We start from the raw sequence: 15,096 nt of genomic DNA, 5'->3' as shown, positions 1-15,096 counted from the left end.
CAACGACTATTTACTCTGCGCCCTTGGAAACAATCACCATCGCGGGGCGAATCAAACGACTGTTCAGGCTATATCCTTTCTGCATTACCGCCATTACATGGTTAGCAGGCACGTCTGGATTTGGCACCATAGACATCGCCTGATGCAGCTCCGGATTGAAAGCTTCACCAACCGGGTGATGCTGATCAACATTAAACTTACCCAGGCCAGAGACGAACATGTTCAATGTCATCTCTACCCCTTCACGCAATACTTTTACCGCTTCATCATCGCTGACGCTGGCCTCAATCGCCCGTTCCAGGCTATCCACTACCGGCAACAGCTCATTGGTAAACTTTTCCAGCGCAAACTTATGCGCCTTTTCTACATCCTGCTCAGCCCGACGACGGATGTTTTGCATCTCAGCACGGGTACGCAGTTCCTGATCCATCAGTGCAGCGGCCTGATCCTGCGCTTGTGCCAACGCCAGTTGCAAAGCATCTACATCAACTTCAGAGGCTTGCTCAGCAGCCGCTTCAACGGTTTCGTCAGCGGCCACGGTTTCTTCTACCGCATCAGTTACTGTTTCCGGCTGCATCTCTTCAACCTGAGACTTATCTTCGCCTGCCATCACTCTCTCCAACCATCTGATATTTAAATTTTCTATTGAGCTTGTATATGGGGCTAAGACAACTGGATTCAAGTGGTTTTTATGAGTTTTTTTTAACCAGACTGAGTAGTTATACATTGCGCATCTATAATTATTGGCTTATAAATAAAATACTGTATAAAAACACAGATATAACAACATGCTGACTCAACTCAATATTCGCAATTACGCTATTGTCGAAGAACTTGACCTGGAACTGGACGCCGGCATGACCGTTGTCAGTGGCGAAACCGGTGCCGGTAAATCAATTATGCTCGACGCTCTGGGGCTAACTCTGGGTGATCGGGCAGATATGGGCTCGGTGCGCAAAGGCGCAGAGCGCGCAGAAATAATCGCCAGCTTTGATATCGCCAATATTCCCAGCGCGAGAAAATGGCTGCAACTTCAGGATATGGATGATGATGAATGCATCCTCCGCCGTGTCATTACCAGCGAAGGCCGTTCCCGTAGCTATATCAATGGCAGCCCCTGCCCGATCAATAAAGTCAAAGAGCTAGGTGAATACCTGATCGAGATCCACGGGCAGCATGAGCATCAGCGCTTGCTGAAGAAAGATCATCATCGCTATCTGTTAGATGCTTATTCCGGTAAAGCCGACCTGGCCAACCAGACTCGCCAACTGTTTCGTAACTGGAACACCCTTAATAAGCGACTTCAACAACTCTCCGCCCAAAGTGAAGAGCAAACCGCGCGCCTGCAACTGTTGAGTTATCAGGCTGAAGAGCTGGAACAACTCGCTTTGGAAGAGGGCGAATTTGAGGCGATGGTCATAGAGCAAAGCACTCTGGCCAACGCCGGTGAGATACTCCAGTCCGGCCAACAGATAATACAACTGACCAGCGAAGATGAAACAGCCAACTGTCTTAGCCTGCTAAATCAGTGTCAGCATCTGCTCGAGAATATAAAAGGTACCTCTCCTTCTATTACCCAGACAGTCGAGATGCTCAACAGCGCCCATATTCAGATTGAAGAAGCCGCGCAGGAGATCAGTCACTATATGGACCGGGTTGAGCTGAACCCAGGACGGCAAGCCACTGTAGAGGCCCGTCTGAGTGCTATTTTTGATCTGGCGCGCAAACACCGCATTCCCGCTGAGCAGCTGTCAAAGTTCCATCAGGATATTCACACCGAGCTGGAAAGCCTTAATCTTTCAGATCAAGCCCTGGAACAACTCCATCAAGAAACCGAAGAAGCTCGCAAATCCTTCCTAGCCGGTGCGGCAAAACTGAGTAAAGTAAGAAACAAAGCAGCGAAGGCGCTCAGCGTCGATGTTGATAAGCAGCTACATAGCCTGGGAATGGAAGCCGCTAAACTAACCGTTAGCCTCACGCCCTATGCAACAGACCATCTCAGTGCCCACGGCCTTGAAGAAGTTGAATTCCTCATTTCAACCAACGCAGGGCAACCGCCAAGACCGCTAAACAAAGTTGCTTCAGGGGGTGAGCTGTCTCGAGTATCTTTGGCTATTCAGGTTATCACCGCACAAACGTCCAGTACCCCGACGTTGATCTTTGATGAGGTCGATGTAGGTATTGGTGGCGCTATCGCTGAAGTCGTCGGCAAGTTACTGCGACAATTAGGTGAGAACAATCAGATTCTAGTGGTCACCCACCAGCCGCAAGTGGCCTCTCAGGGTCACCAACACCTGTTCGTCAGTAAACAAACGGTGAAAAACAAAACTATCACGCGCATTGATCGACTTAAAATTGATCAACGGGTAGGCGAAGTGGCACGCATGCTGGGGGGCATCGATGTTACTGAAACCTCACTCGATCATGCCCGCGAGATGCTCGGGCTGGCAGACGCGAAAAGTTGATCAGTCACGAGTGCTGGCTGGCACTCAAGCCTAATACTCAGATATAAAAAAACCGGCATCCGCCGGCTTTTTTATGTTCGTCGCGATGTTTAAAGCTTATGCCTTAGGGCTACAGCCATCGGCACATTCACCATAAAGATAGAGCGTCCGGTCAGTAATTTTAAACCCCAGCTCCTGAGCAATGACATCTTGCCGATCTTTCAAAGCAGGGTCACTGAACTCCCGTACCTTGCCACACTTAACACACACGATATGATCATGCTGCTCATCCTGGGTCAGTTCAAAGACAGAATGACCGCCCTCAAAGTGATGACGGGATACCAGACCTGCCGTTTCAAATTGGGTTAATACCCGGTATACCGTTGCCAGACCCACGTCTTCATTGTGTTCCAGCAAAAGCTTATAAATATCTTCAGCACTGAAATGATCGCCTTCACCGGCTTTTTCAAGAATCTGATAAATTTTCACCCGAGGCAGGGTAACCTTCAGGCCAGCGTTTCTTAATTCTTGATTTTCAAGTGCCATAATCTTTCTCTATGATGTTTATCGCAACGAATGTTAGACTTGCGATTCCAATTATCTGATTTTATACGCGAAAGTGGAAGTCATTTACTAATGCAAAAAATTCTTATTAGCATTATTGCTGCTATATTGCTGGCCGGGTGTGCCGAATTCCCCGGAGTTTACAAAATTGATATCCCTCAGGGTAACGTGGTTACTCAAGAGATGGTCGACACATTACGACCGGGTATGACGCAAAACCAGGTACGTTATGTACTGGGTACGCCTCTGGTTACCGATACTTTCAATAGTAACCGCTGGGATTACATATACCGCAACCAGTCCGGTGAAAACGGTACCGTTACTCAACAGCGTCTAACTGTCCTGTTTGATGACCTTGGTAAACTGTCGGGTATGGCCGGTGATTTCCGCCCCGGTGGCAGCCAGTAATAAAGCGTTCAACGACAGCGCTGCAACATTAAAAAAAACCGGACATCGTCCGGTTTTTTTTGATTCTGAGATAGTGACTCTGATTAACCTTAGGCTTCTCGCTCAGTTTTCGCCTTCGCCGCCCGACGAGCACGCACCTCTTTCGGATCAGCAATCAACGGCCGGTATACCTCCACCCGTTGATCTGGCTTGAGAATATGGCTTTTCGGATCAGCAATGCCTTTACCAAAAATTCCCATCGGATCATTCTCAGGGTCAATCTGCGGAAAGATCTCAGCGATACGCGACTGAATCACCGCCTCATAGGCAGAACAATCTTCAGCCACTTGCAGCGAGATAATTTTCTGCTCATGGGGTAGCGCAAACGCCACTTCAACTTTAATCATTTCTGTTATCTCTGGCCCTAATTAATTAGCCTTAAGGAAGGCATCAAAAAAAACTTCCCGACGCATTTAATCATAAATTTGATCAGCACGACTCACGAAGGCATCAACCATGGTCACCGCCATCTGATTGAAGACCTTGCCCATCGCCAGGCTAGTCAGCTTACCTGAAAAATCAAACTGCAGGCTGAGACTCACCTTACAAGCCTCATCACTCAGCGGTTGAAATAGCCAAACACCGGAAAGACTAGAAAACGGCCCTTCGACCAGTTCTATCCGGATCTTTCCCGGACGTTCGTGCTCATTACGGGTGGTAAAGCTGTACTTAAGACCCGCCTTAGCCACCATCAGACTCGCCTGCATCGTCGTGTCTGTGGACTCAATCAGAGTAGTACCGGAACACCAGGGCAAAAACTGCGGATAGCTCTCCACATCATTTACCAGATCAAACATCTGCTCTGCGGTGTGAAGCACCAATGCGCTCCGGTCTACCTGTGTCATTAGATCAGCCCAGTTTTTCGATCAGGTTCAAAATAAAGATCGCGGCAACCGCGACCGGAGCAATATAGCGGATCACAACCGACCAGGCCAGATAATAGGCCGGATTAGACATCGCCAATTCATCACGGGTAATGCTCTGCTTCAATGCCCAACCCGCAAAGCAGGCTACAAACAAGCCGCCCAACGGCAAGAAGACATTCGCGGTAATGAAGTCGAGGAAGTCGAAAATATTCATACCGAACAGAGAGATACCGCTGCCGAAGTTAAACGAACTCAGCGCCGCAATACCCAACAACCATACCACCAGACCCAGCATAATACAGACCGGGCCACGCTTCAGTCCAAATCGTTCGACCATCCAGGCAACACCGGGCTCCATCAGCGAAATAGCCGAGGTCCAAGCGGCCAGTGCCACCAGCACAAAGAACAGGAAGCCAAAGAACTGGCCACCCGGCATCTGACCAAAGGCCACCGGCAGAGTAATAAACATCAAACCAGGGCCCGCACCAGGGTCAAGCGAGTTAGCGAACACAATCGGGAAGATCGCCATACCGGCAACCATAGCAACCACCGTATCCAGTGCGGCAATGGTCAGTACTGTTCCACCAATTGAGGCATTCTTTGGCATATATGAGCCATAGGCCATGATCGAGCCCATACCCAGCGACAAGGTAAAGAAGGAGTGACCCAACGCAACCAGCACCGCATTCCAGGACAGCTCAGAAGGGTCAAAATGGAATAGAAAATCCAGACCTTCGCCAAAGGAGCCAGAGCTCATCGAATAGCCCAACAGCACCAACAGCAAGACAAACAGGGCTGGCATCATAACCTTAGTCGCCCGCTCGAGGCCTTTATTCACCCCGCCCATCAGTACAACCATCACCAGCACAACAAACACCGAGTGCCAGATCAGCAGCGTCTGGGGGTCTGCCAGCAGATCACTAAAGGCTTTACCCGCCTGTTCACTACCGACATCCAGGAAGTCGCCATTGGCCATCGCGGCTACATAGGCCAGCACCCAACCGGCAACCACCGAATAGAACGAGAAGATCAGGAAACCGGCCAGCGCACCAATCCAACCCACCAGCGCCCACTTAGGCGAGTGGTCCGACTCAATCGCCACCTCACGCATAGAGTTGATCGGGCTTTGACGACCCCGACGGCCCACCAGCACCTCAGCCATCATAATCGGCACGCCGACACCAAGAATACACAGCAGGTAGACCAGCACAAACGCACCGCCGCCATTCTCACCGGCAATATAAGGAAACTTCCAGATATTACCTAAACCAACCGCAGACCCGGTTGCAGCCATGATAAAGACCCAGCGATTGGCCCATGAACCATGTATATTTTGACGATCTTTCATGTAGCTCTCTTCAAGTAGACAGATATTTCAAATAGTAAAAACAGGCGCGCATTGTCCATATTTTAGCCATCCAGTTCAATGATACCGGCCAGACCAGTAACAATAAAACGACAAATCACTTAAAAAAACCACAGATCACTTCCATATTCTTCTAACGCTTCAATTCTCTTTCATTGCATAGCAGTGCTCTATATAATCCCGGCCCATGGCAAAGAAGAAACCAAAAGTTAGTAGCAACACCATCTGTCAGAACAAAAAGGCCCGGCATGAGTATCACATCGATACCAAGTTTGAGGCTGGATTGGCACTGGCAGGATGGGAAGTGAAAAGTCTCCGCGATGGTCGCGCCCAGCTTGTAGAATCCTATGTGGTTCTGCATCAAGGCGAAGCTTGGCTGGTTGGTGCCCACTTCACACCGCTAAAAACCGCCTGCACCCATGTTGTTGCCGATCCTACGCGACAACGCAAATTGCTGTTAAACCGTCGTGAAATTGATCGTCTGATCGGTGCCGTCCAGGCTCAGGGCTTCACTTGTGTTGCTTTGTCTCTGTATTGGAAAAACGACAAGGTTAAGTGTGAAATTGCACTGGCCAAAGGTAAAAAGCAGCACGACAAACGGGATGCAGAAAAAGATCGCGACTGGAACCGCCAAAAGCAGCGCCTGATGGCAGCGAAGTAAGCCTCTTTTTACACTTTCTTTTTATATCGGCGTAATTGTTGATGTAAGTTTTGCCATAACGGCTATAATGGCCGCCTGCTTCAGAGAACGAACCTGTTTCACTGTTGTCAGAAACTAAGAACTTACGATTAAGTCCTGCTGGCTCTCGAACCAACATTACTAATCGCATATTCTTTATGGGGATGACTTGGCTTCGACGCTGATTACGAACCCTTTGGTGCATGTCGTGAGTGTAGTGAATCACGTAAATCAATTACTACACAGTTATAGTTGCAAACGACGATAACTACGCTCTAGCAGCTTAGTCTGCTTGCGCTGCTCCTTCAGGTGTCTATAACTAGAGGATTTTGCAGTGTCATTCGAGATAGAATCGCCCGGAAGCTTTGTCTCAAGACGAAGGGTTAAAACTAAAGAGGCTCGCCCTAAACGCCCTGACCTTCGGGCCGTGCTGGGTTAACTTAGTAGAAGTGTCTAAACATGTAGATCTAGAGGCAGAGGATTGGCGGACGCGGGTTCGACCCCCGCCATCTCCACCAATTAAGGCTTGTAAATCAATTATTTACGCACCTAAAGCCTAAAAAAGACCACTTATTGCCCACGCAATAGGTGGTTTTTTTTGTCTAAAGCCATGACCACCACGTAACAAAATAAATGACCGAGACTGATAATTAGAAAAACACCATTCCCAAAACAATAACAATAAGAAGCATCATAGATATAAGAGCAATGTTAGATACAATCTCTTTCATTTTTACAAACGCACCTTCTCCATCTTTAACTCTATCCCACTCTTTTTTAAGAACAGCCTGAGATAGATCGTGGACATGATCTAATTGTGCAGCAATTCCTCCGTTAGACCGTAAGAAGTTAGGGTTTGCAATGTTTTTTTCTACAGTTTTTATGGCATCAATTAGCTCTTGATGCTCTTTAGGGTTTAATTTTAACAACACCTTATGCATCAATGTATCCAATCGCTCAATCTCAGAAAGGTTATCTGATAGAAATCGTGCTATCCCCTCGTCATGATTTTCTGCATTGGGAAACAAAAACATCCAAGTTAGACTCATTCTATTAGCTATACCGATGTACTCAGATATTTCATTTCTGAGACTCTCAATCCAACATTGCCGCAATTCAGATATTTTCATTTCTTTAGAAGCAATTAAGCTAACCAGAGATGCGGCAGCAGTAATTGCAGCTGCCAAAAAGGCCCCAATAGCAACATATACAGTTGATGGTAGACTTTCCATGCTACTTTCCTTAATAAGTAAGACGTTAATTTACTTAACAACTAGCCCTACAACTAAATTTTATCGAATGCCTTAGTAAAATTTACTGGATGCTGATGAAACCGGACATGTCCAGGTGAGCTTAATCGCTTTCTATATTGACTAAATGGGCGAAGGATATAGCCCCAACTTCCAGGTATTGAGAAGTAAATCACATAATCTATTTTTTTATCACCCCACTTATTCTCCACTACGAAGTTTTCATCATTGGAGTTTATAGATTTAACTTGGATACGGTAAAAATTTGAATCATCTGCAATAACAATGTCAGTCTTCTTATCGTGGTCAATAAGAGGCATAAGAACTTCCCAGCCATCATTGGTTAACCAACTTGCAGCCAAGGTTTCATAAGAGACATGCTTGTAATGTAATTGAGCAGGAGTTGTACGGTTTGCGTTTTTGATGGGCATAGCGATACCAATAAATTGATGTCGTATGCCGAGTGGAAGGCTTTCTCGTTTACGAGCCGAACCAGCTGAAAAGCCAAGTCCCCAATTTAATATCACTACACAAGCACAACTTGTATCGAGTCACAAAGGCGGCCAAACCTCGTTTTACTCTAAAAAGAGATCAAACGTTAATGTCACTGTCAGGCCTGAAAAGGCCGTGAAGATGTTGAACCCTATTTTTAATCTGAGTCGCTTATTATGTCAATGAATTTTTAAGCAGCAACCTTTGATGCTAGCCATCGGTCATTCAAGCCCTTATCAATGAATTCATAGATATCAGCCTTATCTAGACCTCTTGATCGGAAATACCCCACCAGATCCAGATAGATACCCGACTCTTTGATACATTCAAGAGCTTTTTTGGCTGTGAACTTATGACGAGCATAGATTGAAAGCATGTTACCCAGAGCAAGTGCTACGTTCTTTTCATTACCTATATATTCTGACCCAAATAGCGCTAAGTTAAGCCCCTTTAGCCGCTCTGTGAATTAGGTTGTACCTGCCCTTTTTTGTTTATAGATTTATCTCAGTGCTCTCTGTGGTGAGTACTTACAAAAAATGAGCCCTCCACCACAGTTGTCACAGAGGGATTGTGTTATCTGTTTTTCATTGCTGATTAGTGGGTAAGCCCATATATGAAGCATCTATCGGTAGACCTAAGTAGCCACGCAGCACGCTTAACTTAGCGCCATTCATTCCTATTCTGCCAATACATCAAGCCCTAAACTTCAAACAGCTAACACTCTGTGCTACCCTATATAACACAGAGTGTTAGCTGGAATATGAAATGGATATCGTTTTCAAAGAGACACCTGTATTCACCAGGCTAGTAACGGCGCTACTAACAGACGATGAATACAAAGAGCTGCAAGTCCACTTAATAGAAAATCCCTGCGCTGGCCCGATACTAAAAGGGACTGGCGGTTGCAGAAAAATACGATGGGCCAAGGATCGTTCAGGAAAAAGTGGCGGTATCCGTATTATTTACTATTGGATAACGGCCAATGCGCAGATTTATATGCTTTATGCTTTTCCTAAAAACGAACAGGAAAACTTAACAGCAGAGCAGAAAAAAGTCCTGAAGCAAGTTGTACAAAAAGAACTGCAAGGAGGTTCAGAATGAATAATGATATGTTCAATGAGCTCATTGAAAGCGTTGGCCAGGCCGGAGCCATTCAACGAGGTGAAGCTGAACCAAGCCGCGAACACATTTATACAGCTATAAATGTGAAGGCTATCCGTGAGTCCACCGGTAAAACTCAGGAAGCCTTCGCACAAATGATCGGTACACCACTCTCAACCGTCCGCAGTTGGGAGCAAGGCAAGCGGCAACCAACAGGGCCTTCCAGAGCGCTCCTTACTATATTTCAGGCAGACCCAAAGACAGCTTCAGAACTACTACACAAAGCTGTGTAACATCAGATTGAAAGTAATAACCGACACGGCTACCCAATAAAGGCTATGTTTTTAGGGCGATGATTTAGATTGAAAAGTATTCGAACCGAGCACTACTTTTTCGAGACACATCTGAGCGACCTTTCATGATGGCCCAATTAGCAAGGCCGGAACGGTTGTAGAAAGCCCACCACCAACTCTATTCAAATATAACTCCGCCAATGCAATTAAAAAAATTCTACTCTGACCCAATTTAGACCCCTTTATCAGGAGGGAGAGTGTAGAATCCTTTTCAAGACTCATATTGAGCACAACTAGCGTTAAACTAGATATATGAGCGCCTAGTCTAATTGCTTTTTTACCACAAATTTCACCCGCTATTACACAAATACAATCTCATAAGGATTATCCATCATGGAAGCACGACAGAAGCACAACCGCCGCCTACGCAAAAAACTATACTTAGGTGAATTTGCCGTTAATCTCTTTGAGATTCACGTAAAGCTATCTACCAACAAAGAGAGTGATCTGGACGCATTCATTGCTAGCTTTGTTGATCAATTAGAAAAGCAAGGCCTGACCTACTTTGGCTACTCTGATCCAGATGGTATTCAGGGCCACGTACTCTCTCAGCAGCGCTACGAGTCTCCTACAGAGGCCCAGAGACAAGAACTGTCTGAGTGGTGTAAAGCTTACCCTACTATGGAAAGTTCTGAATTGAGTGAGCTAGTAGATATTAACCAAGCTTAATATCTACCCCCTGATGGACCAGAAGAACAGAAAGAGCCCTTCAATGGGTGCCGTAATTTACGACACCCATTTACAAAGAACCGGCTCTTTCCTATTTCTTAACGACATACCTGTCCAGGTGAAAACCTGTCTAAGGGGAGCTCTCCCCTCTTATCGTCTTCGGTTCTATACAGTTAGCAGCTGCAGATTAAATTAATTCTACTCTGCCCCCACTTACTCCCAGGCTGAAAGCCCCAGACCGGCCTTAGAAAAACTTATTATCCATAGATAATGTTGGTTTGTACGCTTTTCGCCAATAGCTTGCCATCTGCCCCCCAGATCTCGGCATTTGAGGAGCTGATCCCGCTTTCACCGAAGTTTACTTTCGCGTGATAGCCAATATGCTCTTCTGGTGAAAGTCGATCTGCGGAATGGGCGAAATGTATGCTCCAACTGATGGTGGAGAGTGGCTTAAATCCTTTGTAGTATGGGGATGCCGTAGGCGGCCAAGAATCAATCATACAAACTAAATGGGCATCTGTGATCTGTTGAGAGGCATCTTTAAATCGAACCCAACCGCCCAGTTCAGGAATCCCCTTACCTGAGAATGGTATAGCCTCAGTAGCGACATAGTTATCAAAATAGTTGAAAAAATTGGGTAGCTGCATCCCTTCTAGCGCAATAGAGTCATCCTGCATTTTTAATTTTGGTACCACAAAGGTATCTATATGCACATTGGACTCTATTGGGAGGACATAATCTGCGCGTGCAGTCGCTCTTACCTTACCTTCCTGCACTATACGTGCTGATTTTATGGTGACTGTTTTGCCATTCGCCAGGGTTTCTATCTCAATTTCGTAGGGCTTCATCGCTTCAAATGGTCGAGCGAAACCCACTTCGAAATTGCGGAGGCGACGAGCAGGATCGGTGTCTATTTTGGTGGCCTGGCAGAGAATCGCTCCGGTAAGCCCACCGAATATCGTCCTACCCTGTGCCCAAGATTCAGGAATTAGCTTGTTCTCTCCGGCATGAATGGCGTTGAGTATTTCGTCAATGTGCATGGAATATTACCTCTCTATCAACTACTACCAGTTATATCTGCTTTGCATAAGTATTACGTGCACAAATACTTTGTATACGTAATAAAATGCTAAATTTTTGTTTATAATCGCTTTAACATATCTTTAAGCATTGCTGCCTCTGCATCAGAAAAGTCATGGAGAAACTTTTCATTAGCCGGAAGCATTCTTTTGTAAACAGTTTCTGAAAGTTCCTGCCCGTTATCTGTAAGGCGGATTAGAACGGCTCGTCGATCGTCGACTTTTGTATGGCGTGCAACCAAATCCATCGCTACTAACCGGTCTATAAGGCCTGTAAGCGTTGCGCTATCCAACGCTATCAACTCGCTCAATTCGCTTGCTGTTACTTCGCCATGAGTGTGCAGAAAGATAAGTACTTTGCCTTGGACCGCTGTGATCCCTAAGTCGGATACTTCAGATTTCCAGTGACGAGCTCCCGCTCGACTCGCTTTGGCCAGTAGATGGAAAATACAGTTCTGGGGTGTTATTTCAATTGTCATAATCGAATATTAGAAGGAAAGTATTTTGTGTACAAGATAATATTTTTGAAAAACTTGGTAAACATCGGGATCAGGTCTGACTAAGAACGCCAAGGGCGAGGGTGATTCTGAAATGCATCAAACCAAGAAAGGCAATCAGATCACTACGGACTGATAAATGCCTCACAACGGCGGTTACCAGTATTTAGGATAGTTAGCTGACCGGCTCAGGTTGTTATATAGCAGTGCTACCAGCACCAAGAGAACCGCACCACTCAGGGTAGGAAACAACAGATAATCCCAACCCGGCTGAAGTAGGAACACTATGACCGGGTTTGAACCGGCCGGTGGATGTACTGTTCGGCTAGCCATCATCAACATGATCGCAACACCAACTGCCAAAGCGACTGACCACCAAACAGGACCAAATAATATTAAAAAAGTTAACCCTGTTAACGTACTGATAAAATGCCCGGCAATCACATTTCTGGGTTGCGAAAAAGGCGCATCAGGAAACCCGAATACGAGTACACAGGAAGCACCAAAAGAGCCCATTATCAGTACAGTTTCCAGGCTATCTGCCAAATAGGCCAGCAGCGCTATTGCAATAAAACCACCCAACCCGGCAAGCAGTATGTTCCTGACTGGATGTTTTGCAGGTAAAGAAGCGGCATCTCCTCTCATTTTCACCAACAGATCAGCCATATAATTCTCCAAAAATTTACCGGACAACGCATCAAAATAGACCGATCTGTCTACCATTCATCGCATAGTAGACAGATCGGTCTACTCCTGTCAATATTGTTACTTTAAAGTCAGGTGAAAAGCATGTCCGACAAACGACTTCAGCTGGTTATAACAGCCTTTAAACTCTTTTACTCGAAGGGAGTACATGCGGTTGGGATCAATGAGATATTGTCCGAATCAGGCGTTGCTAAAAAAACCTTATATCATCACTTCTCTGGCAAAGAAGAGCTAGTCTCAGCCGTTCTTGAGTTCCGTGACCAGCGCTTTCATAACTGGCTAAAAAGTCGGTTGGATCAAGCGACGCCCGGCCCAGACAAAGTCGGGGGTTTATTTGATGCACTTGATGACTGGTTTAATGACCGGGTTGATGAGCTACTGCCCTTTCATGGCTGTTTCTTTATCAATGTTAGTGCCGAATTCAGTGAACCCAACAATCTTCTTCACCAACTCTGCTGCCGCCATAAAGAGCGTGTTGCTCAACTCATCAGAACTCAGGTAGAAACGCTGGATCTCGAGCCAGTTGAAGTAAACGCTTTCACCAATGCATTATGCCTGCTCAAAGAAGGCGCTGTTTCTCTGGCCCATGTACAAGGAGACCGGCTTGCTGCAATTAAAGCAAAAGCCACCGCCTTGCAGCTGCTTCAAGGGAACAAGAGCGTTAGAAGCTAAACCTGAGCCAAGTAAGGTGCGGACAAGTGTTATCCGGCGACGCAAAAGCCCCATGCTACCTGATGCTTCTACATGAAATAGGGACTTATTCGCAGCTGTCCTAGCACTCAATAATATACGACGCCTTTACAGCAGGATACAGAAACAACCTCTGAAGCACTTCACAGAACTCCGACCTAATTCGCCCATATCACTGGCCACCATAGCAAGCGGACACCCTCTTCGGCTCTATACAACTAGCGGCTGCAGATAAAACTAATTCTATTCTGACCCCATTTATTATTGAGTGTGCAGCTTTATATTACCTTCTAATATCAAGGCCTTAACAATTCAAACCCACCCCGATGTTTAGTTGGCTTCGTCGCCTGCCCTCTGCGTTTCACTTAAAAACGACACTGCAAAAGGCAAAGTCTGAACAGCTTTAGCTAGCCCGAAGGGTAGCTGTTGGCAGCTGCTAAAGAGCGTGGGGTTAAACTGGGTGGTCTGCGAAATAAAACAAGGTAGATTGCTGTAGCACTGAACGCCAGTGGGTACCGGACAACGCGCGGTGCTGAGTACCAACCTGCTCAGGTTAGTCGCTGGGTGAAACAAATTTGTAAAAACCACAAACAAAAAGACCACAGTGTTATTACTGTGGTCTCGAGATGAGCTAACCCCTTAATTTTTCGATACTTTACGCCAGTTTAACTAAGTTCCTTAGTTGAATACGCCATATATATTACCTGTAGGGTTGCGGAAGTTATAATGTCTATAGTAGATACTAGCATAGCACTATTTGCTTAGGCAAAGGATATAGCCTTGTCCCTTAAGCATAAGACCTGGATGCCTTTCGCAGAATTCATTTGAGTTGTTACGACCGGCAATCGTATCAAACTCTTCTAAAGTACCTGTAGAGTTGAATGCGCCTTTAACTCCTGTTTTATTTGTAGAGCATGATATTTCGGGCATCCACGTGTGTTTACCTGATACTACGATTATGTATGGTTCGTAGTCCAAGCAGATTTCTCGATGCATGATTCTATGAATGTGATATTCGGTATTCCCTTCTAGCTCTAATTCATAGTTAGTTTTGAATTGGTCTTCTCGAGCTTCATTGTTGGTTGAGTAGCCTTCAACCTTTACCTGACTTAAACAGCAGTTTTTGCCGACTTTTAAAGATTCTATGGAGTATGTCCATCTTTTTCCTATAGGCATGCTAGCTACAAAGTTATAAGGCATTTTGTGTAAAGAGTTGTCTTTAGTTTTGACAGTGACCTTAGTAGTCTCGATAATTTTGACTAACCTTTCTTCTTCATTCGACCACTCAATATCTAGATGTTGAGTATAGCTACTATAAAATAACTCACCTTCTTGAGGAATGTATGATCTTACAGATGAGTTTTCCAAAAAATTAGTCAAATGTGGATTGTGTTTCTCAATTGCTACCTCCACTAAAGTTTTCCATACGTTGTCAAAGTTTTTATTGTTAGCGAGATGCTCTTTTGAGGATAAAATTTCATTTAGGGTTTTTTTGATTATTCCTCTTACAGAAATCCATCGAGTGAAAGAGGCAAAAACACTTGAAAAAATAATGACATTTCCTAATGTGACAGATTCTTCTTTATAACTAAATAATGGCAGTATATGACCTAAAAAAAGTGCTAATACACCAAAAAAAAACACAATGACAAACCAGTTATCACAAATAGATTTTATGAAATTACCGAGTAGTTCAAAAATATGTTTTTTGTCCATTTTAATTTATTCCTTTTTAAGGTGTATGTGATTTTGAAGGTAGAGAATTATGCCCTGCAATATCATCCGTTATTATAAACTCAAAACTTTCGAAAGAATTGATCTTGTGAGGATACAAATGGACAATGCTGGTTTGCTTTGACTGTCAGATGTTATATACGTTGAGTTCTTCTTATAC

The 15,096-nt window shown here is 45.2% G+C and carries 19 protein-coding genes and 1 other RNA gene; 8 read left to right on the top strand and 12 right to left on the bottom strand.

The genetic code is table 11. The features are described from left to right. Nucleotides 1–10 precede the first annotated feature (10 nt). The gene (grpE, locus tag QZZ54_RS02235; RefSeq protein ID WP_290697951.1) at nucleotides 11–610 is read right to left on the bottom strand and encodes a nucleotide exchange factor GrpE; all 600 of its coding nucleotides are present in this window, start codon (nucleotides 608–610) and stop codon (nucleotides 11–13) included. A 178-nt stretch (nucleotides 611–788) separates the two neighbouring features. Between grpE and recN the strand changes: the two genes are divergently transcribed. Beyond that, nucleotides 789–2,465 carry a DNA repair protein RecN gene (recN, locus tag QZZ54_RS02230; RefSeq protein WP_290697948.1) on the top strand — a complete coding sequence of 559 codons (1,677 nt, stop codon included), beginning with the start codon at nucleotides 789–791 and terminating at the stop codon, nucleotides 2,463–2,465. A gap of 96 nt (nucleotides 2,466–2,561) precedes the next feature. Here recN and fur read toward each other — a convergent pair whose 3' ends face one another. Further along, a complete protein-coding gene (gene fur / locus QZZ54_RS02225) occupies nucleotides 2,562–2,990 on the bottom strand; it encodes a ferric iron uptake transcriptional regulator (protein WP_290697945.1) in 429 nt (142 codons plus the stop codon). Nucleotides 2,991–3,080: 90 nt separating this feature from the next. Between fur and bamE the strand changes: the two genes are divergently transcribed. Further along, complete coding sequence (bamE, locus tag QZZ54_RS02220) at nucleotides 3,081–3,416, top strand: outer membrane protein assembly factor BamE (RefSeq protein WP_290697942.1); 336 nt, start codon at nucleotides 3,081–3,083, stop codon at nucleotides 3,414–3,416. An 89-nt stretch (nucleotides 3,417–3,505) separates the two neighbouring features. Here bamE and QZZ54_RS02215 read toward each other — a convergent pair whose 3' ends face one another. From QZZ54_RS02215 to QZZ54_RS02205, 3 genes are all read right to left on the bottom strand, one after another. Then, nucleotides 3,506–3,802, bottom strand: a complete 297-nt coding sequence (locus tag QZZ54_RS02215) for an RnfH family protein (RefSeq protein ID WP_290697939.1) — start codon at nucleotides 3,800–3,802, stop codon at nucleotides 3,506–3,508. A 66-nt stretch (nucleotides 3,803–3,868) separates the two neighbouring features. Beyond that, nucleotides 3,869–4,300 carry a type II toxin-antitoxin system RatA family toxin gene (locus QZZ54_RS02210; RefSeq protein ID WP_290697936.1) on the bottom strand — a complete coding sequence of 144 codons (432 nt, stop codon included), beginning with the start codon at nucleotides 4,298–4,300 and terminating at the stop codon, nucleotides 3,869–3,871. A 4-nt stretch (nucleotides 4,301–4,304) separates the two neighbouring features. Beyond that, a complete protein-coding gene (locus QZZ54_RS02205; protein ID WP_290697933.1) occupies nucleotides 4,305–5,669 on the bottom strand; it encodes a sodium-dependent transporter in 1,365 nt (454 codons plus the stop codon). 205 nt (nucleotides 5,670–5,874) lie between these two features. On the opposite strand from QZZ54_RS02205, the gene smpB reads away from it, so the two are divergent. Continuing rightward, nucleotides 5,875–6,348, top strand: coding sequence for an SsrA-binding protein SmpB (gene smpB / locus QZZ54_RS02200; RefSeq protein WP_290697931.1), 474 nt, complete (start codon nucleotides 5,875–5,877; stop codon nucleotides 6,346–6,348). 178 nt (nucleotides 6,349–6,526) lie between these two features. Further along, nucleotides 6,527–6,884, top strand: a transfer-messenger RNA (tmRNA) gene (ssrA, locus tag QZZ54_RS02195). 132 nt (nucleotides 6,885–7,016) lie between these two features. Here the strand turns inward: ssrA and QZZ54_RS02190 are convergent. From QZZ54_RS02190 to QZZ54_RS02180, 3 genes are all read right to left on the bottom strand, one after another. Further along, entirely contained in the window at nucleotides 7,017–7,598 is a 582-nt protein-coding gene (locus tag QZZ54_RS02190; RefSeq protein ID WP_290697929.1) for a hypothetical protein, read from the bottom strand. A gap of 53 nt (nucleotides 7,599–7,651) precedes the next feature. Continuing rightward, nucleotides 7,652–8,143 carry a group I intron-associated PD-(D/E)XK endonuclease gene (locus tag QZZ54_RS02185; protein WP_290697927.1) on the bottom strand — a complete coding sequence of 164 codons (492 nt, stop codon included), beginning with the start codon at nucleotides 8,141–8,143 and terminating at the stop codon, nucleotides 7,652–7,654. A gap of 155 nt (nucleotides 8,144–8,298) precedes the next feature. After that, nucleotides 8,299–8,484, bottom strand: a complete 186-nt coding sequence (locus QZZ54_RS02180; RefSeq protein WP_290697924.1) for a hypothetical protein — start codon at nucleotides 8,482–8,484, stop codon at nucleotides 8,299–8,301. A 389-nt stretch (nucleotides 8,485–8,873) separates the two neighbouring features. Between QZZ54_RS02180 and QZZ54_RS02175 the strand changes: the two genes are divergently transcribed. The 3 genes from QZZ54_RS02175 (at nucleotide 8,874) to QZZ54_RS02165 (ending at nucleotide 10,231) form a co-directional block, all read left to right on the top strand. Further along, nucleotides 8,874–9,209: a type II toxin-antitoxin system RelE/ParE family toxin gene (locus QZZ54_RS02175; RefSeq protein ID WP_290697921.1), complete on the top strand. Its 336-nt coding sequence runs from the start codon at nucleotides 8,874–8,876 to the stop codon at nucleotides 9,207–9,209. Then, on the top strand, nucleotides 9,206–9,502 hold the full coding sequence (gene nadS / locus QZZ54_RS02170) for a NadS family protein (RefSeq protein WP_290697918.1): 297 nt from the start codon (nucleotides 9,206–9,208) through the stop codon (nucleotides 9,500–9,502). The genes QZZ54_RS02175 and nadS overlap by 4 nt, the downstream gene beginning before the upstream one ends. A 393-nt stretch (nucleotides 9,503–9,895) precedes the next feature. Continuing rightward, nucleotides 9,896–10,231 (top strand): 50S ribosome-binding protein YggL, encoded by a 336-nt coding sequence (locus QZZ54_RS02165; RefSeq protein WP_290697916.1) that lies wholly within the window; start codon nucleotides 9,896–9,898, stop codon nucleotides 10,229–10,231. 257 nt (nucleotides 10,232–10,488) lie between these two features. On the opposite strand, the gene QZZ54_RS02160 is transcribed toward QZZ54_RS02165, so the two are convergent. The 3 genes from QZZ54_RS02160 to QZZ54_RS02150 form a co-directional block, all read right to left on the bottom strand. After that, complete coding sequence (locus QZZ54_RS02160) at nucleotides 10,489–11,271, bottom strand: thioesterase family protein (RefSeq protein WP_290697914.1); 783 nt, start codon at nucleotides 11,269–11,271, stop codon at nucleotides 10,489–10,491. Nucleotides 11,272–11,372: 101 nt separating this feature from the next. Continuing rightward, a complete protein-coding gene (locus QZZ54_RS02155; protein ID WP_290697912.1) occupies nucleotides 11,373–11,789 on the bottom strand; it encodes a MarR family transcriptional regulator in 417 nt (138 codons plus the stop codon). Nucleotides 11,790–11,963: 174 nt separating this feature from the next. Further along, nucleotides 11,964–12,473: an HPP family protein gene (locus QZZ54_RS02150; protein ID WP_290697910.1), complete on the bottom strand. Its 510-nt coding sequence runs from the start codon at nucleotides 12,471–12,473 to the stop codon at nucleotides 11,964–11,966. Between the two features lie 123 nt (nucleotides 12,474–12,596). Between QZZ54_RS02150 and QZZ54_RS02145 the strand changes: the two genes are divergently transcribed. Continuing rightward, complete coding sequence (locus QZZ54_RS02145) at nucleotides 12,597–13,184, top strand: TetR/AcrR family transcriptional regulator (protein ID WP_290697907.1); 588 nt, start codon at nucleotides 12,597–12,599, stop codon at nucleotides 13,182–13,184. 771 nt (nucleotides 13,185–13,955) lie between these two features. Here QZZ54_RS02145 and QZZ54_RS02140 read toward each other — a convergent pair. Continuing rightward, the gene (locus QZZ54_RS02140; RefSeq protein WP_290697904.1) at nucleotides 13,956–14,918 is read right to left on the bottom strand and encodes a hypothetical protein; all 963 of its coding nucleotides are present in this window, start codon (nucleotides 14,916–14,918) and stop codon (nucleotides 13,956–13,958) included. Nucleotides 14,919–15,096 lie beyond the last annotated feature (178 nt).

The sequence above is a fragment of the Amphritea sp. genome (assembly GCF_016744155.1).
GTDB lineage: Bacteria > Pseudomonadota > Gammaproteobacteria > Pseudomonadales > Balneatricaceae > Amphritea.
The sequence above is the reverse complement of the archived record's forward strand: the minus strand, read 5'-3'. Positions and strand labels throughout refer to the sequence as shown.